Annotated in this window: 24 protein-coding genes; 15 read left to right on the forward strand and 9 right to left on the reverse strand. The window is 72.3% G+C overall.

The genetic code is table 11. From position 1 onward, the window contains the following. Window positions 1–101: 101 nt before the first annotated feature. Window positions 102–506 (reverse strand): ATP-binding protein, encoded by a 405-nt coding sequence (locus tag ACWC2T_RS32360; protein ID WP_450673895.1) that lies wholly within the window; start codon window positions 504–506, stop codon window positions 102–104. A 285-nt stretch (window positions 507–791) separates the two neighbouring features. Further along, on the reverse strand, window positions 792–1,784 hold the full coding sequence (locus ACWC2T_RS32365; protein ID WP_450673896.1) for a heavy metal transporter: 993 nt from the start codon (window positions 1,782–1,784) through the stop codon (window positions 792–794). Window positions 1,785–1,881: 97 nt separating this feature from the next. On the opposite strand from ACWC2T_RS32365, the gene dapE reads away from it, so the two are divergent. The 4 genes from dapE (at window position 1,882) to ACWC2T_RS32385 (ending at window position 4,419) form a co-directional block, all read left to right on the forward strand. After that, on the forward strand, window positions 1,882–2,961 hold the full coding sequence (gene dapE / locus ACWC2T_RS32370; RefSeq protein ID WP_450673897.1) for a succinyl-diaminopimelate desuccinylase: 1,080 nt from the start codon (window positions 1,882–1,884) through the stop codon (window positions 2,959–2,961). A 134-nt stretch (window positions 2,962–3,095) separates the two neighbouring features. Continuing rightward, the gene (locus tag ACWC2T_RS32375; RefSeq protein WP_055707269.1) at window positions 3,096–3,854 is read left to right on the forward strand and encodes an LOG family protein; all 759 of its coding nucleotides are present in this window, start codon (window positions 3,096–3,098) and stop codon (window positions 3,852–3,854) included. A gap of 50 nt (window positions 3,855–3,904) precedes the next feature. After that, window positions 3,905–4,171, forward strand: a complete 267-nt coding sequence (locus ACWC2T_RS32380) for a type II toxin-antitoxin system prevent-host-death family antitoxin (RefSeq protein ID WP_450673898.1) — start codon at window positions 3,905–3,907, stop codon at window positions 4,169–4,171. Next, a complete protein-coding gene (locus ACWC2T_RS32385) occupies window positions 4,168–4,419 on the forward strand; it encodes a type II toxin-antitoxin system RelE family toxin (RefSeq protein ID WP_450673899.1) in 252 nt (83 codons plus the stop codon). The genes ACWC2T_RS32380 and ACWC2T_RS32385 overlap by 4 nt, the downstream gene beginning before the upstream one ends. Before the next feature lie 5 nt (window positions 4,420–4,424). Here ACWC2T_RS32385 and folP read toward each other — a convergent pair whose 3' ends face one another. After that, the gene (gene folP, locus ACWC2T_RS32390; protein ID WP_450673900.1) at window positions 4,425–5,285 is read right to left on the reverse strand and encodes a dihydropteroate synthase; all 861 of its coding nucleotides are present in this window, start codon (window positions 5,283–5,285) and stop codon (window positions 4,425–4,427) included. A gap of 137 nt (window positions 5,286–5,422) precedes the next feature. On the opposite strand from folP, the gene ACWC2T_RS32395 reads away from it, so the two are divergent. From ACWC2T_RS32395 to ACWC2T_RS32405, 3 genes are read left to right on the forward strand one after another with little or no spacing between them, the layout of a single operon-like run. Beyond that, on the forward strand, window positions 5,423–5,779 hold the full coding sequence (locus ACWC2T_RS32395) for a DivIVA domain-containing protein (protein WP_450673901.1): 357 nt from the start codon (window positions 5,423–5,425) through the stop codon (window positions 5,777–5,779). After that, window positions 5,776–6,366, forward strand: coding sequence for a DNA-3-methyladenine glycosylase I (locus tag ACWC2T_RS32400; RefSeq protein WP_450673902.1), 591 nt, complete (start codon window positions 5,776–5,778; stop codon window positions 6,364–6,366). The genes ACWC2T_RS32395 and ACWC2T_RS32400 overlap by 4 nt, the downstream gene beginning before the upstream one ends. A 4-nt stretch (window positions 6,367–6,370) precedes the next feature. Then, the gene (locus ACWC2T_RS32405) at window positions 6,371–7,012 is read left to right on the forward strand and encodes a GNAT family N-acetyltransferase (RefSeq protein WP_450673903.1); all 642 of its coding nucleotides are present in this window, start codon (window positions 6,371–6,373) and stop codon (window positions 7,010–7,012) included. A 30-nt stretch (window positions 7,013–7,042) separates the two neighbouring features. On the opposite strand, the gene chcB is transcribed toward ACWC2T_RS32405, so the two are convergent. Further along, a complete protein-coding gene (gene chcB, locus ACWC2T_RS32410) occupies window positions 7,043–7,846 on the reverse strand; it encodes a 2-cyclohexenylcarbonyl CoA isomerase (protein ID WP_450673904.1) in 804 nt (267 codons plus the stop codon). Window positions 7,847–7,908: 62 nt separating this feature from the next. Between chcB and ACWC2T_RS32415 the strand changes: the two genes are divergently transcribed. Further along, on the forward strand, window positions 7,909–8,073 hold the full coding sequence (locus tag ACWC2T_RS32415) for a hypothetical protein (protein ID WP_450673905.1): 165 nt from the start codon (window positions 7,909–7,911) through the stop codon (window positions 8,071–8,073). Between the two features lie 145 nt (window positions 8,074–8,218). After that, window positions 8,219–8,386: a DUF3117 domain-containing protein gene (locus ACWC2T_RS32420; protein ID WP_018544333.1), complete on the forward strand. Its 168-nt coding sequence runs from the start codon at window positions 8,219–8,221 to the stop codon at window positions 8,384–8,386. 87 nt (window positions 8,387–8,473) lie between these two features. Here the strand turns inward: ACWC2T_RS32420 and ACWC2T_RS32425 are convergent, their stop codons facing one another. Then, window positions 8,474–9,172 carry an O-methyltransferase gene (locus ACWC2T_RS32425; RefSeq protein WP_450673931.1) on the reverse strand — a complete coding sequence of 233 codons (699 nt, stop codon included), beginning with the start codon at window positions 9,170–9,172 and terminating at the stop codon, window positions 8,474–8,476. Between the two features lie 235 nt (window positions 9,173–9,407). On the opposite strand from ACWC2T_RS32425, the gene sigE reads away from it, so the two are divergent. From sigE to ACWC2T_RS32450, 5 genes are all read left to right on the forward strand, one after another. Next, window positions 9,408–10,118, forward strand: coding sequence for an RNA polymerase sigma factor SigE (sigE, locus tag ACWC2T_RS32430; RefSeq protein ID WP_351207948.1), 711 nt, complete (start codon window positions 9,408–9,410; stop codon window positions 10,116–10,118). After that, window positions 10,115–11,185, forward strand: coding sequence for a zf-HC2 domain-containing protein (locus tag ACWC2T_RS32435; RefSeq protein WP_450673906.1), 1,071 nt, complete (start codon window positions 10,115–10,117; stop codon window positions 11,183–11,185). The genes sigE and ACWC2T_RS32435 overlap by 4 nt, the downstream gene beginning before the upstream one ends. Window positions 11,186–11,319: 134 nt before the next feature. Then, a complete protein-coding gene (locus ACWC2T_RS32440) occupies window positions 11,320–13,182 on the forward strand; it encodes a trypsin-like peptidase domain-containing protein (RefSeq protein ID WP_450673907.1) in 1,863 nt (620 codons plus the stop codon). An 83-nt stretch (window positions 13,183–13,265) separates the two neighbouring features. Continuing rightward, window positions 13,266–13,745: a sec-independent translocase gene (locus tag ACWC2T_RS32445; protein WP_450673908.1), complete on the forward strand. Its 480-nt coding sequence runs from the start codon at window positions 13,266–13,268 to the stop codon at window positions 13,743–13,745. A 313-nt stretch (window positions 13,746–14,058) separates the two neighbouring features. Beyond that, on the forward strand, window positions 14,059–14,724 hold the full coding sequence (locus ACWC2T_RS32450) for a hypothetical protein (protein WP_450673909.1): 666 nt from the start codon (window positions 14,059–14,061) through the stop codon (window positions 14,722–14,724). A gap of 74 nt (window positions 14,725–14,798) precedes the next feature. On the opposite strand, the gene ACWC2T_RS32455 is transcribed toward ACWC2T_RS32450, so the two are convergent. Genes ACWC2T_RS32455 through ACWC2T_RS32465 form a run of 3 tightly spaced genes read right to left on the reverse strand, consistent with a single transcriptional unit; the run spans window position 14,799 to window position 17,872 of the window. Further along, a complete protein-coding gene (locus ACWC2T_RS32455; protein ID WP_450673910.1) occupies window positions 14,799–15,932 on the reverse strand; it encodes an Mrp/NBP35 family ATP-binding protein in 1,134 nt (377 codons plus the stop codon). A gap of 43 nt (window positions 15,933–15,975) precedes the next feature. Then, a complete protein-coding gene (locus tag ACWC2T_RS32460) occupies window positions 15,976–16,590 on the reverse strand; it encodes a DUF1003 domain-containing protein (protein ID WP_450673911.1) in 615 nt (204 codons plus the stop codon). Then, complete coding sequence (locus tag ACWC2T_RS32465; protein WP_450673912.1) at window positions 16,574–17,872, reverse strand: magnesium transporter MgtE N-terminal domain-containing protein; 1,299 nt, start codon at window positions 17,870–17,872, stop codon at window positions 16,574–16,576. The genes ACWC2T_RS32460 and ACWC2T_RS32465 overlap by 17 nt, the downstream gene beginning before the upstream one ends. Window positions 17,873–18,062: 190 nt before the next feature. Here ACWC2T_RS32465 and ACWC2T_RS32470 point away from each other — a divergent pair, with 190 nt between their 5' ends. After that, window positions 18,063–18,809, forward strand: a complete 747-nt coding sequence (locus tag ACWC2T_RS32470; RefSeq protein ID WP_450673913.1) for a hypothetical protein — start codon at window positions 18,063–18,065, stop codon at window positions 18,807–18,809. Window positions 18,810–18,866: 57 nt separating this feature from the next. On the opposite strand, the gene ACWC2T_RS32475 is transcribed toward ACWC2T_RS32470, so the two are convergent. After that, complete coding sequence (locus ACWC2T_RS32475) at window positions 18,867–19,382, reverse strand: hypothetical protein (protein WP_450673914.1); 516 nt, start codon at window positions 19,380–19,382, stop codon at window positions 18,867–18,869. Between the last annotated feature and the right edge of the window lie 12 nt (window positions 19,383–19,394).

Here is a 19,394-nt window from a genome sequence, read left to right on the forward strand (position 1 = left end):
CCGGTCGTCTGTGACCCAAGTCGGCCGTCTGTGGCCCAAAAGGGAACGGGGTCCAGGGAACACCCTGGACCCCGTCACCGTGAGGGCTACTGCGGCCGGCCTCAGCTACCCAGCGGCAGGCTCTGCACCGGCAGGTTGGGCGTGGCGTGGGACGCGGCGCCCCCGAGGACCTGCCCCGCCGCCCCGGCGGCGCCACCCGCGGCCTGCTGCGCCACCGGCGCCGTCTTCTTCGCGGCACCGCCGACGGTCTTGCCCGCGGTCGGCACCGTCTGCTCGACCGCCTTGCCGCCCGTGTGGCCCGCGAGGGACGTGGCGGTCTGCGCGGCAGCGTCGACGGTGTTGCCGGCGTGTGCCGTGTCCAGGGCGGACAGACCACCCACGTTCGGGGCCGCCGCCGGCAGGTTCGTGGCCGCACCGGCGGAGCCGGCCGCACCGACCCCGGCTGCCGCTCCCGCTGCGACGAGCAGCGCGGCACGGGCGATCCGGCGGGTCAGAGGGAGGGACATGATGCTCCATTCGACGGGAGAGAACGGTATGTGTCCGGGTCCGTGTCGTGGCTCGGACGCCGTGACTACCGCTCGAAACCCGCGAAGGTTGCGGACGCCCCGGGTAAAGAATGGATAACGCATCGCATTATCAGGTGTGGATAAAAACGGGCAAAGAACGTCCGCCCAAAATTCCGCAGAATCCTTACGGCCCTTGATTTCCAAGGGATCCCCGAAACGGCACGCCTCCTGCCCGGACCGCCGCCCGGACCGGCGCCGTACAACACCTGGGAGTGACGCCCCGTACTACTGTCCGGTCACGATCCGGACGACACCCAGCGGCGCACCCGCACCGCGGCCCCCGTCCGAAGCGGCCGGCTTCCACTGCCCACCGCCGCTCCCCGCGGCCCACTCCCGCCCCGCGTACGACACCCGCTGGATGTGCAGCGCCGAGGAGTTGGCCACCGCCCACTGCGCCAGCTGCCAGCCCCGCTGCCGCTCGCCGCGCCCGATCGCGTCCACCTTCGCGCCCTGCGGCACCGGCACGGTCACGGTCCGCCCCTCGGCGGTCGCGGTGACGCTCGGCGAGGGGGAGGGCGAGGGCACGGGCGTACCGCCCACCTGCGCACCGGTCTCCTGCAGCGCGTCCCGCCCGAAGTCCCGTACCAGCGCGGCCCGTACCGCGTCCGGACCCGTCGCCGAGGCCGTGGTCTCCGGGCGCCCGTCGCAGGTCAGCGTGGCCGCCGCCCGCCCGGTCAGCGCCGCCGCCAGCAGCTTCGCGTCCGGCTCGTGCTTGGCGTACGCCTCCGGGTAGCCGCTGCGCTGGACCTCCTGGGCCGCCTCGGTCAGCGGCAGCGCGGTGTAGTCCGGCACCTTGGCAAGGTGGGCGTAGAAGATGCCCGCCGCGTACGCCGGGTCCATGATCTGCTGCTCGGTGCCCCAGCCCTGCGAGGGCCGCTGCTGGAACAGGCCCAGCGAGTCCCGGTCGCCGTGCTCGACGTTGCGCAGCCCCGACTCCTGCAGGGCGGTCGCCAGCGCGATTGTCACCGCCCGCTCGGGCATCCCGCGCCCGGTGCCGACCGCCGCGATCGTCGCCGCGTTCACCGCCTGCTCCGGGGTGAACTCGTACGACGTCGCGTCACCGTCGGCCGAGACCACCTTGCAGCCGGGCGCTCCGCCGCCTCCGGTGACGTACTGCACCACGAGGTACGCGGCGACGCCGCACAGGACCAACAGGGCCGCGCCGAAACGGAAGAGGCGGCCGCGGCGCTTGGGACGGGTGGGGGACGGCTCTGGCACGCCCTACAAGGTACTGGAGGCCCGACGGGCCCTCACGTGGGGTTACCGGACAGCGCTTACCCCCGGCCCCGGCGAGCGGCGCGCTAGGGTCGACGCCATGGCCGACACCTCGCTTGACCTCACGCTCGACGCCGCCGCGCTCACCGCGCAGCTCGTGGACTTCCCCTCCGAGAGCGGCACCGAGAAGCCGCTCGCGGACGCGATCGAGACCGCCCTGCGCGCCCTGCCGCACCTCACCGTCGACCGTTACGGCAACAACGTGGTCGCCCGCACCCACCTGGGCCGCGCCGAGCGCGTGATCCTGGCCGGCCACATCGACACGGTGCCGATCGCGGACAACGTGCCCTCGCGCCTGGACGAGGACGGCGTGCTGTGGGGCTGCGGCACCTGCGACATGAAGTCGGGCGTCGCGGTGCAGCTGCGCATCGCGGCCACGGTCCCCGCCCCCAACCGCGACCTGACCTTCGTCTTCTACGACAACGAGGAGGTCGCCGCCGAGCTCAACGGCCTCAAGCACATGGCCGAGGCCCACCCGGAGTGGCTTCAGGGCGACTTCGCGGTGCTGCTGGAGCCCTCCGACGGCGAGGTCGAGGGCGGCTGCCAGGGCACCCTGCGGGTGCTGCTGAGGACGAAGGGCGAGCGGGCCCACTCGGCGCGCGGCTGGATGGGGTCCAACGCCATCCACGCAGCCGGCCCCATCCTGGCCCGCCTGGCGTCCTACGAGCCGCGCTGGCCGCTGATCGACGGCCTGGAGTACCGCGAGGGCCTGAACGCGGTGGGCATCAGCGGCGGGGTCGCCGGCAATGTCATCCCCGACGAGTGCGTGGTGACGGTCAACTTCCGCTACGCCCCCGACCGCACCGAGGAGGAGGCGATCGCGCACGTCCGCGAGGTGTTCGCGGACTGCGGCGTGGAGGAGTTCGTGGTCGACGACCACAGCGGCGGCGCGCTGCCCGGCCTCTCCCACCCGGCCGCCGCGGCCTTCATCGAGGCGGTGGGCGGCACTCCCCGCCCCAAGTACGGCTGGACGGACGTCTCCCGCTTCTCCGCGCTCGGCATCCCGGCCGTCAACTACGGCCCGGGCAATCCGCACTTGGCGCACAAGCGGGACGAGCGGGTGGAGACGGCCAAGATCCTCGCGGGCGAGGAGCGCCTGCGTACCTGGCTCACGGCGTAGGACGCCGTACGACGCCGTACGACGGCGTAGGACGCCCGTACGGCGCACGCGTGCCGGACATGCGCTTGTCCCCCCTCCGTAACCGGCGTGGATCTACGCTGAGGTGGAACCACCCCCGAGCGGAGGGAGCGCACATGCCTACCGGCAACCCCGAGGGGAAGAAGATCCCGCCGGACGAGCAGCGGCTCGGACCGGTCCTCCGACGGCGCGGACAGGTGACGGCCAGCACGACCGACCAGCGGCTGCTGGACGCCGGTGGCCCCTCGGACTGGGTCCACACCGACCCCTGGCGCGTGCTGCGCATCCAGTCGGAGTTCATCGAGGGCTTCGGCACGCTGGCCGAACTCCCGCCCGCCATCAGCGTGTTCGGCTCCGCACGTACGCCGGTGGACTCGCCGGAGTACGACGCCGGGGTGCGGCTCGGGCGGGGGCTGGTGGAGGCCGGCTGGGCCGTGATCACGGGCGGTGGTCCGGGCGCGATGGAGGCGGCCAACAGGGGCGCCTGCGAGGCGGGCGGCGTCTCGGTCGGCCTCGGCATCGAGCTGCCCTTCGAGCAGGGGCTGAACCCCTATGTCGACATCGGCCTGAACTTCCGCTACTTCTTCGTCCGCAAGATGATGTTCGTGAAGTACGCGCAGGGTTTTGTGGTCCTGCCCGGCGGCCTCGGCACCCTCGACGAACTCTTCGAGGCGCTGACCCTGGTCCAGACCCAGAAGGTCACCCGCTTCCCGATCGTCCTCTTCGGCAGCGAGTACTGGGGCGGCCTGGTGTCCTGGCTGAAGAACACCCTGGTGGCCCAGGGCAAGGCCGCGGAGAAGGACCTGCTGCTGTTCCACGTCACGGACGACGTGGAGGAGGCGGTGGCCCTGGTGTCGAAGGAGGCGGGCCGCTGAAGGGTGGTGCGTTCGGCCGGGCAAGTGTCATCCAGGTGTACACTATGTTCATGTCTGCTACGTATCCCATCGCCGAAGCGAGGGGCAAGCTTGGCGAACTCGCCCGGCGGGCTGCCCAGCACGAGCACATCACCCTGACCGACCGGGGCATCGCGACCGCTGTCCTCATCTCTCCGGCGGAACTCGAAGACCTCGAGGACGCTCTGGCGCTGGCCCGCCTTGAGCGCGACCGCGCTCTCGGGCGTACCGATGCCCCCGTTCCCCATGCCGAGGCGCGTCGGATACTCCTCGAAGCCGCCGGGAGGAGCACGGCGTGACCTGGGAGGTCCAGTGGGAGCCGGTGGCGCTCGACGAAGCCACCGGATTCCTCAAGGACGATCCCGAAGGAGTGGACACCCTCCTCCAGGCGACCGACCAGCTCGCCCATGACCCCAGGCCCGAAGGTTCCAGGGCCTGGGGCACGCAGCACCGTCGCCTCCACCGCGGCCCGTGGCGCATTCTGTACCGCGTCGAGTCAGAGGCTCGCACTCTTCACATCGAGCACATCGGGCGCACCCGCGACTGAAGGGCCTACACCAGCCCCCTGCGCGCAACCGCAGGGGGACGATGGCCGGCGATGGACGCGACCATCTCCAGGACCTGGCGGGTCTCCGCCACCTCGTGCACCCGGTACACCTGCGCCCCCAGCCACGCGGACACCGCGGTCGTCGCCAGCGTGCCGATCAACCGCTCCTTCACCGGGCGGTCCAGCGTCTCGCCCACGAAGTCCTTGTTGGACAGCGACACCAGCACCGGCCACCCGGTGGCGACCATCTCGTCCAGCCGCCGTGTCGCCTCCAGGCTGTGCCGGGTGTTCTTCCCGAAGTCGTGCCCGGGATCGATCAGCACCGACTCACGCGGCACCCCGAGCGCGACCGCCCGCTCGGCCAGCCCCACCGTGACCTCGAGGATGTCTGCCATCACGTCGTCGTACGTCACCCGATGCGGACGCGTACGCGGCTGCACACCCCCCGCGTGCGTGCACACCAGCCCCACTCCGTACCGCGCCGCGACCTCCGCGAGATACGGATCGACGCCGCCCCACGCGTCGTTCAGCAGATCCGCCCCCGCCTCGCACACCGCCTCGCCGACCTCGGCCCGCCAGGTGTCCACGCTGATGATCACGTCCGGGAAGCGCCGCCGTACCTCGGCCACGAAACCGACCGTCCGCCGCGCCTCCTCCTCGGCCGTGACCTCCTCGCCCGGCCCGGCCTTCACCCCGCCGATGTCGACGATCGCGGCACCCTCGGCCACCGCCTGCTCCACGCGCGCGAGGGCCGGCTCGTCGCGGAACGTGGCCCCCTGGTCGTAGAAGGAGTCCGGAGTCCGGTTCACGATCGCCATGATCACCGGCTCATGGGGCCCGAATTCCCGCCTGCCCAGCCTGAGCATCCGCTGTGACCTCTTCTCGTACGTCCCGCAGCACAACCGCCTGTGACCCTAACTGTCAGACTCGCATGGCACGATCGGACCCAGACAGATTCAGCGTCCGGCCGAGCGGCCGGCACGGAGCGTGGGGACCCCTGGCGATGGTGATGTTCTTGTTCCTGGTCGTCGCGCTGGCCGTCGTGGTCGCCGCGGTGACCCTCGCCGTGGTGGGCGGCGGCGGGAGCGGCTCGCTGCCCGAGGTGGCACCGGAGCGGCTGCAGGACCCGCTGCCCCCGGACCGCCCGGTCAACCGCGCGGACGTGGACGCCCTGCGCTTCCCCCTCGCCCCGCGCGGCTACCGCATGGCGGACGTCGACGACGCCCTCGGCCGGCTCGGCGCCGAACTCGCCGAGCGGGACGCCCGGATCGCCGACCTGGAGTCGGCGCTGGCCGGCGCCAGAGCCGCGGCGGCACACGTCCACCTGGAGAAGCCCGAGCATCCGGAGGACCAGCGATGAGCGACGGAGCCGCCCTCGCCGGGCCGGACGGCGCCCTGCGCTGCCCGTGGGCCCTGTCCACCGAGGACTACGTCGCGTACCACGACGAGGAGTGGGGCCGCCCGGTGCACGGCGACGACGCCCTCTTCGAGCGGATCAGCCTGGAGGCCTTCCAGTCGGGCCTGTCCTGGATCACGATCCTGCGCCGCCGCGAGGGCTTCCGGGCCGCCTTCGCCGGCTTCCGCATCGAGAAGGTCGCCGCGTTCACCGACGAGGACCGCGAGCGCCTGCTGGCGGATCCGGGCATCATCCGCAACCGCGCCAAGGTCGACGCCACGCTCGCCAACGCGCGCGTGCTCGCCGACTGGGCGGGCGGCGAGCTGGACGAGCTGATCTGGTCCCACGCCCCCGACCCGGCCGGCCGCCCGGCCCCGAAGACCCTGGCCGACGTCCCGGCGGTCACCCCGGAATCCACGGCCCTGTCCAAGGCCCTGAAGAAACGGGGCCTCGGATTCGTCGGCCCGACGACCGCGTACGCGCTGATGCAGGCCTGCGGCCTGGTCAACGACCACCTGGCGTCCTGCGTGGCGCGAAAGGCGGGTGCCTGACCGCATGCCCCGGACGCTCGCCGGCATCCTGGCCGCGGCGGCCCGGGGGCGCTTCCCGGCGCCCGACGGCGGCGTCACCGTGGTGCCGCAGCCCAGCCACCGCGACGCCGGAGTGATCGCCTTCACCGCACACTCGGTGGTGTTCACCGACGAGGACCCCGACTGGGTCCGCGGCACGCTCTCGTCCCTGGACTGCGACGAGCTGGCGGCGGCGATGAACCCCCGCTTCCTGGCCGCTTTCCTGGCCCGCACCGGCCGCCGGACGGACTGCGTCGACCTGCTCACCGTGGCGGGCTCCCTGCCCGGCGACCCCCCGCTTCAACTGCGTGAACTCACCGACCCGGACCACCCCCGCGTGCACAGCGCGCGAAAGCGCCGGGACGACGTGCGCGTCTGGGCGGCGGACGGCGGCGTGCTCGTCCTCGGGCGGGGCGTGGCGGGCCGCTGGGAGACGGCGGTCGAGGTGGACGAGGACGTACGGCACCGGGGGCTGGGCCGGGCACTGGCCACGGCCGCCCGGCACCTCGTTCCCCCGGGCGCGTGGGTCTGGTCGCAGCAGGCCGCCGGCAACGCCCGCAGCGTGCGGGCCTTCCAGGCGGCCGGCTACCGACCGGTGGGCGCGGAGGCCCTGCTCGTCGCGCCCTAGGGTCGCCCCTTTCGGTCTCAGCGGCCGGTCTCAGCGGCCCAGGTACTTCGGCTTCTCCTTGTTCACGAACGCCTGCACGGCGATCGCGTGGTCCTCGGACCGCCCGGCCCGGGTCTGCAGCTCGTCCTCCTTCTCCAGCGTCTCGGTGAGGGAGTGCGAGAGGCCGTAGGCCACCGCCTCCTTGATGGCCGCGTACGCCACCGTCGGGCCCTCGGCCAGCGCCCGCGCCGTCTTCTCGGCCTCGGCGCGCAGCTCGGCCGCGGGCACGACCCGGTTGGCGATGCCCAGCTCCAGCGCGTCCTGGGCGCTGATGTTGCGCGGGAAGAGCAGCAGGTCGGCGGCGCGGCTCGGGCCGATCACCCGGGGCAGGGTCCAGGAGATCCCGGAGTCGGCGGTCAGGGCGACGCCCGCGAAGGAGGTGTTGAAGGCGGCCGTGTCGGCGACGACCCGGTAGTCCGCGGCGAGCGCGAAGCCGAAGCCGGCCCCGGCCGCGACCCCGTTCACCGCGGCGACCACCGGCTTGGGCGCCCCGGCGAGGGCCCGCACGATCGGGTTGTAGTGCTCCTTGACCGTGCTCATCGTCTGCCCGGACCCGGTCTCCCGGTCCGCCGCGAGCAGCCCGATGTGCTCCTTGAGGTCCTGGCCGACGCAGAACGCCCGCTCCCCGGCCGCGGTCAGCAGGATCGCCCGTACGGCCGTGTCCCCGGCCGCGGATTCCGCCGCCTCCCGGAGGGCGACCTTGGCCTGGATGTTCAGCGCGTTCATCGCCTCGGGGCGGTTCAGCGTGATCGTCGCGAGTCCGTCGCTCACCTCGTAGAGCACGGTGTCGGCCATGGGGCATCCCCTCCGGTTCGCGGGTGACGTACCGCTCAGTACGTCCTTGTATGAAGGACAGCATGGCGGAGATCGCCGCCCAAGGGCCGGAGCGGACATGTGAGCTGCATCAAAGAAAACCGGAGCGGAGCCGGTCGGCGGACGTCCGTGCGGTGGTGCAGTATCGCAGCCACATCGCCGAATTGGGTGGTTTTGCTCGCGCGCGTTGCCCAAGCGATGCCTACTGATGTTGGTCATCGGGTCCTGCGATGCGGGATAATGGCTGGGAAGCAATGTGTTCGATGCCGGTGTCGCGTGTCCGCTCCGGAACCGCGGAAGCCCTCCCGGGGGCTCCCGGCAGACGATGAGCTGGTTTCAGGAAGGGGAACGAGCATGGCGGCCATGAAGCCGCGGACGGGTGATGGCCCGCTCGAGGTGACCAAGGAGGGGCGGGGCATCGTCATGCGCGTTCCGCTCGAAGGCGGCGGTCGACTCGTCGTCGAGCTGACCCCTGACGAGGCCGAGGCGCTCGGCGACGCCCTCAAGAAGGTCGTCGTCTGACGTCCCAGCGATCCTGTCCTTCGGACCGCCCCGGCATCGTACGCGGTGCCGGGGCGGTCGCGTTCCCGGGCTCGCGCGGCGGGCCGGTCACCGCTTGACGGCGCACAGCAGGCCGTCGCCCACCGGCAGCAGCGAGGGGACCAGTTCCTGGCTCTCGCGCACCGCGCGTAGCAGCTCCCGCAGCCGCAGCACCTCTGTCGGCTGCGGCCCCGAGTCCACCGTACGGCCACCTGCGAAGACGCCCTCGAACACGACGAGACCGCCCGGCCGCAGCAGGCGCAACGATTCAGCTAGATAGTCCAGGTACTCCAGCCGGTCGCCGTCGCAGAAGACGAGGTCGTACCCGGCGTCCGCGAGCCGGGGCAGCACGTCGAGGGCGCGGCCCGGGATGAAGCGGGCCCGGTTGCTGGCGAAACCGCAGGCGCGGAAGGCCTGCCGGGCGAACTGCTGGTGCTCGGGCTCCGGGTCGACCGTGGTGAGCACCCCGTCCGGGCGCATGCCGTGCAGCAGATGGATTCCGGACACCCCGCAGCCCGTGCCGATCTCCGCGACCGCCTTCGCGTCCACGGAGGCGGCGAGCAGTCGCAGCGCGGCTCCGGTGCCGGGCGACACCGAGCGCAGCCCTGCGTCGCGGGCCCGGTCGCGGGCCCACCGCAGCGCTTCGTCCTCGGCGACAAAGGCGTCGGCGAACGCCCAGCTCGTCTGCCGGTTGCCGGTAATGACCCTCTCCTGTCCCCGTGGTTGCCTGGGCGTGACTGTATCCGTTGGCGGTGGGAACCCGCAGATGGGACCGGGCGTTTATAGGGATGAGACGGAGGTCGGCGACGCGACGGAGGGGCGAGAGGTGGATCGGACTGCCGAGCAACTGCTGACGCAGTCGCACGAGCCGTATCAGCGAGTATCAAATTCTCGTAAAACCGCTTATCCGGAGCTAACGGGCGAGGTGGCTATGGTAGGGGCTCCACTGGACACCACCAGAGCCGACAGGGGAGGTGCGGCTGCGCCCGGAGACCGGGGCGGAGTGCTGCGGCGCTTCCTCGGGTCGGCGGGCAGGCCGAAATCCGTGACCGACACCGCTGCTGACCACCACGCCGGTTTCGCCGCAGGCGAGGCCCAGACCGCGACCTTCTCCACCGACGCGGACGGGCAGGCGTGGACTCCGCCCACGTGGGAGGAGATCGTCAGCACGCACAGCGGCCGGGTCTACCGGCTCGCCTACCGTCTGACGGGCAATCAGCACGACGCCGAGGACCTCACCCAGGAGGTCTTCGTCCGCGTCTTCCGCTCCCTGTCGACTTACTCGCCGGGCACCTTCGAGGGCTGGCTGCACCGCATCACCACCAACCTGTTCCTGGACATGGTCCGGCGCAAGCAGCGCATCCGCTTCGACGCCCTCGGCGAGGACGCGGCCGAGCGCCTGGCCAGCCGTGAGCCCACCCCGCAGCAGCTCTTCAACGACGCGCACTTCGACGCCGACGTCCAGCAGGCCCTGGACACCCTCGCGCCCGAGTTCCGCGCCGCCGTCGTCCTGTGCGACATCGAGGGACTGTCGTACGAGGAGATCGCCGCGACCCTCGGCGTCAAGCTCGGCACGGTCCGTTCCCGTATCCACCGCGGCCGTTCCCAGCTCCGCAAGGCCCTGGCGCACCGTTCCCCGGAGGCCCGCGCGGCCGAGCGGCGCACCTTCCTGGCCCGTGTCCCCGCTCTGGGGGGAGGGGGCGCGACCGCGTGAGTGGATCCCGGCCCAAACCTGCGGAGGCACACCTCGCAGAGCAGCACCTGGGAGACCGGCTCTCCGCCCTGGTGGACGGAGAGCTCGGTCATGACTCGCGTGAGCGGGTCCTCGCGCACCTGGCCACCTGCGCCCGGTGCAAGGCGGAGGCGGACGCCCAGCGCCGGCTGAAGAACGTGTTCGCGGAGGCGGCCCCGCCGCCCCCCTCGGCGAGCCTCCTGGCCCGCCTGCAGGGTCTCCCCGCCGGAGGTGACCTGGACGGCGACGGCATGTCGCCGCCCGGGGGACTCTTCGGCCGCGGCCCGGATGACGACGACACCACAGGGACGACGGGCGCCTCCGGTGTCTCGGGCGTCTCCGGCGTCTTCGGGGTCTTCGGAGCAAGGCGCGGCGAGCGCTTCGCCTTCGGATACGTCCCCGCCCGCCCGCACGGCACCGCGCATCCGGAAAGCCCTGTCCCCGCGTCCGAGGAGCGCGGCTTCCGCATCCATCCCGTCGGCCGCCCGGACGACGGCCGCTCCGCCTCACGCGGCCTGCGGTTCGCGGCCGCCGCCGCCGGAGCCGTGTCGCTGGCCGCGGTCGCCCTCGGCGGCGTGACCACCGCGCTCCCCGGCGACACCAGCGCGGACGCCCGCGGCGGCCCCGGCACCGGCAGTAATGTGATCCCGGCGCGCCCGGCGGGCACCGGCACGGGCTCGGGGGCGTCCACGCCCGACAGCCAGCGCCGCCGCTCAGTGGGACCGGTGTTCGCCCAGGGCGGTTCGCGGCTCGGACCGACGCCTGTCGTCCCGACCTCGATGACCGCGCCCCTGGTGCCCGGACTGCCGACCCCCGGCACCGGCAGGACCCAGGCCGGCGCCGCCATGAGCGGCCTGACCGTGCCGGTGATGGCCGGGGCGGCCGCGGTCTCCCCGCTGATACGTCCGCTCGACGACACCGTGGTCTATCCGCTCACCGCCTGGTCCGCGGTTCCCGGAGTCACCGGCTCCGGCCTGCTGTCCGCCCCCGTCCCCGGCATCACCCGCGCTCCCACACCGTCCCCTTCCGCGCCTCGCCAAACCCCCTGACCGGCCCCTGCGCCACGGCCCGCGAACCTGGTTGAATCCTGTGAAGGCCGTTCCCGCGGCGATGACCCGGGGGCGTAGTCGACGTTCCGTGGCCGCCGCCGAAGCGTGCGGCCGCGGCCAGCCGTGGGGAGACCATGAACGAGGCGAACCGTGTCCCACCGGAGAACGACCCGGAGGGAACCGCGGGGGCGACACCGACCGACCGAGCCGACACCGCGAAGCGGGAGAGCGCCGGGCAGCCGGACACACCGCGCGGTGTCGAGTCGGCCGAGGCCACTTCGGCCACCTCCGACCCGACGGACCTCGCTTCGACCGACGCCCAGCCGGCACATCCGGAAACACCGGGGGTGTCGGAGACCGGGGCGGACACGGCCGGGCTGGAGGCGGCCGGGGCGGACGGCGCTGGGTCGGTGCGGGCCGGGTCCGAGAGGGCCGAGGCCCCGGGTGACGGGGACTTCGAGCTGGCCAAGCCGGTGACGCGGGCGACGGACGCCGCCGAGGCGGACGGGGCCGCCCCGGCCGACGTGTCGCCCGAGCCCGGGAGGAACGCCTGGGCGGCTCCCACCGAGCGGCCGAAGCCGTTGCACGAGCCGGATCCCTACGGCACCCCGCCGTACGGCGAGCCAGGCCCCTGGGCGCCCGCACCGCCCGTACAACACCCTGCCGTCACCGCGGCCCAGGCAGTGCCAGGTCCCGCCCCCACGGCTCCACCGACGGCACCCCCGAGCACCACTCCCGCCCCGGCCCCCGGGGCGCCCGCACGCGGCGCTGCGGAGTCCGGTGGGCGTTATGACCCCTGGGCCGGTGGGTCGGCCACGGAGCAGGCGTTCGGGCAGGGGGCGCTGCAGCTGAGCGGTGTCCGGGTGCTGACGGATGAGCAGCGCAAGCGGCGGGGGAAGCGGCTGCTGGTCGTGTGGAGCCTTGTGGTGGCGCTTGTCTCCGCGGGTGTCGGCGGGGTGGCCGGCGCCTGGGTCGAGCGGCAGGGGCTGGGGGAGGGCGTACGGCTGCCGCAGGCCGGGCACGTGCCTGCCGGGCGTGCGCCGGACAGCGTGGCCGGGATAGCCGCCCGCGCGCTGCCCAGCGTCGTCACCCTGCACGTCACCGGCACCGACCAGAGCGACACCGGCACCGGCTTCGTGCTCGACACCCAGGGGCACATCCTCACCAACAACCACGTCGTCGCGCCGGCCGGCTCAGGCGGCGAGATAGCCGTGACGTTCAGCAGTGGCGACACCGTCAAGGCCGAGGTCGTCGGCCGGGACAGCGGCTACGACCTCGCCGTCGTCCAGGTCCGCGGCATGGACGGTCTCACCCCGCTGCCCCTCGGCAACTCCGACGACGTCCGGGTCGGCGACCCTGTCGTCGCCATCGGTGCCCCCTTCGACCTCGCGGGCACCGTCACCTCCGGCATCATCAGCGCCAAGGAGCGGCCCATCACGGCCGGGGGAGACAAGAGCGACGGAAGCGACGTCAGCTACGTCGACGCGCTGCAGACCGACGCCCCCATCAACCCGGGCAACTCCGGAGGCCCGCTCCTCGACTCCCGGGCTCAGGTCATCGGCATCAACTCCGCCATCCGCTCCGCAGACGGCGGCTCCGGCTCGGACAGCAGCCAGGCCGGTTCCATCGGTCTCGGCTTCGCCATCCCCGTGAACCAGGCCAAGCGGGTCGCCGAGGAACTGATCAACGACGGCCACGCGACCCACCCCGTCATCGGCGTCACCCTCGACATGGCGTACACCGGCGACGGCGCCCGTATCGACAGCAGGAGCGCGAACGGCGGCCCCGCCGTGAGCAGGGGCGGCCCAGCTGACCGGGCCGGTCTCAAGGCGGGCGACGTCATCACCGGGGTCGACGGAGAGCGCGTGCACACGGCCGAGGAGCTGATCGTCAAGATCCGCGCCCACCGTCCCGGCGACCAGCTGCGGCTCACCGTCCGGCGCGACGGCACGGAACGGGACGTGTCGCTCCGACTGGGCGCGGCCGAGCAGAACTGACACAAGTCTCACCTCGGACGGTACCGGTCGGACAGCAAGGCCGGGTACCGTTGAGCGACCGAGGACATCGCAAGGAGCGTCAGGTGTTCAATGACATAGGACCACTGGAGCTGTTGACGATCATCGTGATCGCCGTGCTCGTCTTCGGTCCGGACAAGCTCCCGAAGGTCATCCAGGACATCACGCGCACGATCCGGAAGATCCGCGAGTTCTCGGAGAGTGCCAAGCAGGACATCCGCAGCGAACTGGGTCCGGAGTTCAAGGACTTCGAGTTCGAGGACCTCAACCCGAAGACGTTCATCCGCAAGCAGCTGGACAACGACGAGCTGGGGCTGAAGGAGATCCGCAACGGGTTCGACCCCCTGAAGAAGGAGATGGCCGAGATCACGGACGTCGTGAACGGGCGGGAGAGCGAAGCCTCCGCCTCGTCCTCGGCCTCCTCATCGGCGTCGGCCTCGGGTTCGGCCTCGGGTTCGGCCTCCTCGGGGCGCGTCGACATGACCAAGAAGCCCGAGGGGCCCGGCCAGGACGACCGGCCGCTCTTCGACGCGGACGCCACCTAGGCGCACCCTCGGCGCCGGCACGCACCCTCGGCGCCGGCACGCACCCTCGGCGCCGGCACGTGCCCCGGCGCCGGCACGTGCCCCGGCGCCGACACGCGCACGCGGGCGTACGCCGCGCACGTGACGCGTTTCATAGCGCGCCCCCGTCGCACACGGCCTGAACAGGCCGTTCGTGCGACCCACGCATCCAGCGCCTGCCCTGAGGCTCTCACCGGTGTGGATATGCTGCCGAGTTGTTGTGCGGACCGGACGCGTACGCCCGAAGGGGGGCGGGCCACCCCGGTCCGACGAGAGCGAGGAGGCGTCCGGGCAGATGGAGACGACGAGTCGGGTGGGCGCACAGACGCCGGCCGCGGAGGGTGCGCAGCAGCTCCCCTCCGCCCGGCGTACGGTCGACGGTTATCTGCAGGCACCTTTCCCCTGGTACGGCCTCGACGAGGCGTTCACCGGGCCGCGCTGGCTGATGCAGGTCGGTACGGCGGCCGACGGTGCCGTGGAGCACGGGTCGATCGGGCACGGCGACGAGCCCTCCGTACGGGGCGAGGCCGGCTCCGCCGGTGAGCCGCGGGAGAAGTTCGCAGTGGTCGTCACCGTCGCCGCGCAGCCGTCCCGCAGGAGCGCCGACGGTACGGGTCTGCTGGAGGCCACGTCGGTCTCCTCGGCGGCGTGGCTGGCCGGGGTGGGGCTGCTGTCGTTCACGTGGCCCGGGCAGATGGACCACAGCCTGCGGGACGACTGGCTGGATCAGCAGACGGAGACCGCGTGGGCCCTGGCCGACGACCTGGAGGGGCCGGAGTGGAGCCGGCTCTCTCTGCCGGTGGACGGGGTCGCGGCCTCGTTCTACTACCGGGAGTCGGAGTTCGGATGGGTGCTCGCCGGTACAACCGAGGCGGGGGTGCACCTGGGGGCGTACGGGCGGGGGATGAGCGCGTACGGGCTCGGGTTCGCCGTGGTCAAGGACGTTGCCGCGTACGCGTGACGTCCGCTCACGCATGACGAAGGGGCACCGACCGAGGTCGGCGCCCCTTCGTCATGAAGGTCTCCGAAGAATCCTCAGAACTTGTTCTTCGGCGTGATCCCCAGCGACAGGCCCGAAAGCCCCCGCTGGCGGCCGCCCAGCTTCCCGGCGATCGCCTTCAGGGCGCTGCCCGCCGGGGAGTCGGGGTCGGTCAGGACCACCGGCTTGCCTTCGTCGCCGCCCTCGCGGAGGCGGACGTCGATCGGGATGTTGCCGAGGACCGGGACCGTCGTACCCGTGGTGCGGGTGAGTCCGTCGGCGACGAGCTGGCCGCCGCCCGTGCCGAAGACGTCGACCATCTCGCCGCAGTGCGGGCAGGGCAGGCCGGACATGTTCTCGACCACGCCGACGATCTTCTGGTGGGTCTGGACCGCGATGGAGCCGGCCCGCTCGGCGACCTCGGCCGCCGCCTGCTGCGGGGTCGTCACGACCAGGATCTCGGCGTTCGGGATCAGCTGCGCCACGGAGATCGCGATGTCGCCGGTGCCGGGCGGGAGGTCCAGGAGCAGGACGTCCAGGTCGCCCCAGTACACGTCCGCCAGGAACTGCTGGAGCGCCCTGTGCAGCATCGGGCCGCGCCAGACGACCGGGGCGTTGCCCGGGGTGAACATGCCGATGGAGATGACCTTCACGCCGTTCGCCGACGGCGGCATGATCATGTTCTCGACCTGGGTGGGACGGCCGTCCGCGCCCAGCATGCGCGGCACGCTGTGGCCGTAGATGTCGGCGTCGACGACGCCCACCTTGAGGCCGTCGGCGGCCATGGCGGCCGCCAGGTTCACCGTCACCGAGGACTTGCCGACGCCCCCCTTGCCGGAGGCGACCGCGTAGACGCGGGTGAGGTTGCCGGGCTTGGCGAAGGGGACCTCGCGCTCGGCCTGGCCGCCGCGCAGGGCCGCCGCCAGTTCCTTGCGCTGCTCGTCGCTCATCACGTCGAGGGTGACGTCGACACGGGTGACGCCCTCGACCCGGGAGACCGCCTCGGTGACGCGCTGGGTGATGGTGTCGCGCATGGGGCAGCCGGAGACCGTCAGGTACACGGTGACGGCGACCGTGCCGTCATCCCCGATCTCCACCGATTTGACCATCCCCAGTTCGGTGATGGGTCGGTTGATCTCGGGGTCGTTCACCGTCGCCAGTGCCTCGCGCACCGCGTCTTCCGTAGCCATGTGAACGATGGTACGGCGCGCCGAGGGGCGTCCGGGATGCCCCTCAGCGGTCGTCTGCGTCACGTCCCGGCGACCGGTCTGACCGTTCCGCCGGGAATACGACATGCCCGGGGTGCCCGTCGTGCCGCCGCCTGTCGTCCAGCTCCTTGACCAGGTCCTGCAGCTCCGAGCGCATCCAGTCGCGGGTCGCGACCTCGCCCAGGCCCAGGCGCAGCGCGGCGATCTCCCGGGTCAGGTACTCGGTGTCGGCGATGGACCGCTCGTTCTGCTTGCGGTCCTGCTCCAGGTTGACCCGGTCGCGGTCGTCCTGCCGGTTCTGCGCGAGCAGGATCAGCGGCGCGGCGTAGGAGGCCTGCAGGGACAGCACCAGGGTCAGGAAGATGAAGGGGTACGGGTCGAACCGCAGATGGCTGGGCGCGGTGATGTTCCAGGTCAGCCACACGATGATGACGACCGTCATCCAGACGATGAAGCGTCCCGTGCCCAGGAAGCGGGCGATCCGCTCCGACAGCCGGCCGAAGGCCTCCGGGTCCCACTCGGGCAGCACCCGGCGGCGCGGCGGGCGCGGCTGGTCCAGCCGGGGCGCGCGGGGCCGGGTGGCGGCCGTGGCACCGACCGGAGTGCGCTCGCGGGTCGCGCTGTCACGCTCGGGAGCCATGGCTGCCCACCCCCTCGTTCTCGTCGTTCAGGTGGAACTCCGTCTCCCGCCAGTCCTCGGGCAGCATGTGGTCGAGTACGTCGTCCACGGTGACTGCGCCGAGCAGCGACCCCGACTCGTCCACCACGGGCGCGGCGACCATGTCGTACGTGGCGAAGAACCCGGCGATGACCCGCAGCGCCGCATCCGGGTCGAGGGGCTGCAGATCGGTGTCGACGATGGAACTGACCAGGGAGTAGGGCGGCTCGCGCAGCAGCCGCTGGAAGTGGACCGTGCCCAGGTACTTGCCGGTCGGGGTCTCGTCCGGGGGGCGGCAGACGTAGACCTGGGCGGCGAGCGCGGGGGACAGGTCCGGGTTGCGGACGCGGGCGAGCGCGTCGGCGACGGTGGCGTCCGGGCGCAGCACGATCGGCTCGGTGGTCATCAGACCGCCGGCGGTGTGTTCCTCGTACGACATCAGGCGGCGCATGTCGGCCGCGTCGCCCGGCTGCATCAGGCTCAGCAGCCGCTCCTTGTCCTCCTCGGGCAGTTCGCCGAGCAGGTCGGCCGCGTCGTCGGGGTCCATGGCCTCCAGGACGTCCGCCGCGCGCTCCTCCTTGAGCTTGCCGAGGATCTCGATCTGGTCGTCCTCCGGGAGTTCCTCGAGCACGTCGGCCAGCCGGTCGTCGTCCAGGGCCGCGGCGACCTCGGCGCGCCGCTTGGCGGAGAGGTGGTGCAGGACGTTGGCGAGGTCGGCGGGGCGCAGCTGCTCGAAGGTGGCGAGCAGGCTCTCGGCGCCCTGTCCGTGCTCCTCCAGGGAGAAGCCGGTGACGGCCGACCACTCGACGGTCAGGGTCTCGCCCTTGGCCCGCCTGAAGGCGCTCGCCTTCCTGCCCTTGCGGACGAAGACGCGGTCGACCTCCCAGTCGCGGCGGGCCGGCAGCTGCTGCACGGACAGGTCGAGGACGGTGACCTCCTCGCGGGTCTCCACCAGCGTCACCCGCCGGTCCAGCAGCTCGCCGAAGACCAGCCGCTCGGTGGGCCGCTGCTCGAAGCGCCGGACGTTCATCACGCCGGTGGTGATGACCTGACCGGACTCGACGCCGGTGACCCGGGTCATGGGCAGGAAGATACGGCGCCGGGTGGCCAGTTCGACGACCAGCCCGAGCAGGCGCGGGGGTTTGCGTCCCACGCGCAGCATCACGACGAGGTCCCGCACGCGGCCCACCTGGTCGCCGTTCGGGTCGAAGACGGGGACCCCGGCGAGGTGCGAGACGAAGATCCGGGGGGCGCCGGCTGCCATGGCTGTGGTTCCTTTGGGTGGGGTTCGTGTGAGTTGCTCGGATTTGCCCGCACGGTTGCGCTTCAGGCTAGCCCTTCCTGATCGGATACGCCCTGGTGGGCCGTCCGGACGGACTGGCTCCGCCGGGCGGCCGGGGCACCGGTACGCTGCGGTACGCCGCTCAGGAACCGTCAGAAAGGCAGCTCCACCTGTGACTGCGATTCCCCGGGGCCGAACCGGCCGCGCCGCGCGGGTCACCGCGCTGTGCACACTGGCCGTGACAGGGGTGGCGGTGCTGGCGGGGTGCGGCGGCGGGGATCCGGACGCGGGGACCAACGGAGTGGGCAAGCTGCCCGCCGCCGAGATCCAGGCGAAGACGCAGGCGGCGGCGTCGTCGGCGTCCGCGGTGCGGCTGTCCGGCACGGTCGTCACCAGCGGCCGTACGTACACGCTGGACATGCAGCTCAAGGCCGACGGCGGCAGCGGGTCGGTGACGTCGAAGGGGGCGACCTTCAAACTGCTGAGGGTCGGCAGGCAGCTGTATCTGAAGGCCGACGCGGACTTCTGGAACCAGGCCGGCGGCAAGGGCGGCGACGGCGCGGCCACCACGCTCGACGGCAAGTACGTCAAGGTGCCGCAGCAGGACCCCGCGTACAAGAAGTTCAGCGGCTTCACGGACAAGGACGTCCTCCTCGACGGACTGCTCACACTGCACGGCACGCTGGCGACGGACGGCCACCACGACGACGCGGGTACCCGCACCATCCGCATCACCGGCGACAAGGGCTCCGGCGGCAGCCTCGACGTGTCCCTGGAGGGCACGCCGTACCCCCTCCGCCTGGTCCGCGGCGGCGGGGCGGGGACGCTCAGCTTCTCCGACTGGGGCAAGGACTTCGCCGTGACCGAGCCCGCGAAGGACGAGACCGTCGACTACGGCAAGCAGCTGCCGACGTCGTGACCGTCCGCCGGCGCTGTTCGGCGCCGACGGTGGCGCACCTGAGTGAGCTGCCGGGTTCTACTTCTTCTTCCGTCGCCTGGCAAGCAGCTTGGGGAGCCCCGCCGGGATCGGCCTCCGTGTGGTCGCCGGTGTCGGCACAGGGGTCTCGGCCAGGCTGCCGGACGGCAACGGCGCCACGGACCCGGCCGGAGCCAGGCGCAGCACCCGGCACTCACGCCCCCAGCGGGCCGGCATCTCCTCGCCGTCGGGGGCGTTCAGGCGCTTGCCCTTCAGCTCGGCGACGGCTGCCTCCCACTCCGCGGAGCCGGCGGGCAGCTCGGACACGGTCACCGGGAACGTCACCAGCCGCCCGCCCTTGTCCTTGCTGCGCACGGTGACCTCGGCGGTGCCCCCGTCGACCAGCCCCTCAAGCGGCTGCTCACCGGGCCCGCCGCCGACCAGGCACACCGCGCCCTCGTGCCACACGTGCCACAGCGCACGCGCGGCGGACGCCCCGGCGCCCCTGACCCAGATGAGGCCGGACTTCTTGCAGGCCTCCTCGATGAGGGCCCGGTCGAGCAGCTCGCTTGTCATGGGCCCAGCCTA

The organism is Streptomyces sp. NPDC001393, from assembly GCF_053597455.1.

What these genes read in the sequence shown, in the direction of transcription:
- ACWC2T_RS32380 (WP_450673898.1), top strand. Translation starts at nt 3,905, where the DNA reads ATGTCTGCTACGTATCCCATCGCCGAAGCGAGGGGCAAGCTTGGCGAA.
- ACWC2T_RS32465 (WP_450673912.1), bottom strand. Translation starts at nt 17,872, where the DNA reads ATGGCAGCCGGCGCCCCCCGGATCTTCGTCTCGCACCTCGCCGGGGTC.
- ACWC2T_RS32460 (WP_450673911.1), bottom strand. Translation starts at nt 16,590, where the DNA reads ATGGCTCCCGAGCGTGACAGCGCGACCCGCGAGCGCACTCCGGTCGGT.
- ACWC2T_RS32395 (WP_450673901.1), top strand. Translation starts at nt 5,423, where the DNA reads ATGGTGATGTTCTTGTTCCTGGTCGTCGCGCTGGCCGTCGTGGTCGCC.
- ACWC2T_RS32405 (WP_450673903.1), top strand. Translation starts at nt 6,371, where the DNA reads ATGCCCCGGACGCTCGCCGGCATCCTGGCCGCGGCGGCCCGGGGGCGC.
- dapE (WP_450673897.1), top strand. Translation starts at nt 1,882, where the DNA reads ATGGCCGACACCTCGCTTGACCTCACGCTCGACGCCGCCGCGCTCACC.
- chcB (WP_450673904.1), bottom strand. Translation starts at nt 7,846, where the DNA reads ATGGCCGACACCGTGCTCTACGAGGTGAGCGACGGACTCGCGACGATC.
- ACWC2T_RS32420 (WP_018544333.1), top strand. Translation starts at nt 8,219, where the DNA reads ATGGCGGCCATGAAGCCGCGGACGGGTGATGGCCCGCTCGAGGTGACC.
- ACWC2T_RS32360 (WP_450673895.1), bottom strand. Translation starts at nt 506, where the DNA reads ATGTCCCTCCCTCTGACCCGCCGGATCGCCCGTGCCGCGCTGCTCGTC.
- ACWC2T_RS32415 (WP_450673905.1), top strand. Translation starts at nt 7,909, where the DNA reads ATGGCGGAGATCGCCGCCCAAGGGCCGGAGCGGACATGTGAGCTGCAT.
- ACWC2T_RS32455 (WP_450673910.1), bottom strand. Translation starts at nt 15,932, where the DNA reads ATGGCTACGGAAGACGCGGTGCGCGAGGCACTGGCGACGGTGAACGAC.
- ACWC2T_RS32375 (WP_055707269.1), top strand. Translation starts at nt 3,096, where the DNA reads ATGCCTACCGGCAACCCCGAGGGGAAGAAGATCCCGCCGGACGAGCAG.
- folP (WP_450673900.1), bottom strand. Translation starts at nt 5,285, where the DNA reads ATGCTCAGGCTGGGCAGGCGGGAATTCGGGCCCCATGAGCCGGTGATC.
- ACWC2T_RS32440 (WP_450673907.1), top strand. Translation starts at nt 11,320, where the DNA reads ATGAACGAGGCGAACCGTGTCCCACCGGAGAACGACCCGGAGGGAACC.
- ACWC2T_RS32400 (WP_450673902.1), top strand. Translation starts at nt 5,776, where the DNA reads ATGAGCGACGGAGCCGCCCTCGCCGGGCCGGACGGCGCCCTGCGCTGC.
- ACWC2T_RS32475 (WP_450673914.1), bottom strand. Translation starts at nt 19,382, where the DNA reads ATGACAAGCGAGCTGCTCGACCGGGCCCTCATCGAGGAGGCCTGCAAG.
- ACWC2T_RS32450 (WP_450673909.1), top strand. Translation starts at nt 14,059, where the DNA reads ATGGAGACGACGAGTCGGGTGGGCGCACAGACGCCGGCCGCGGAGGGT.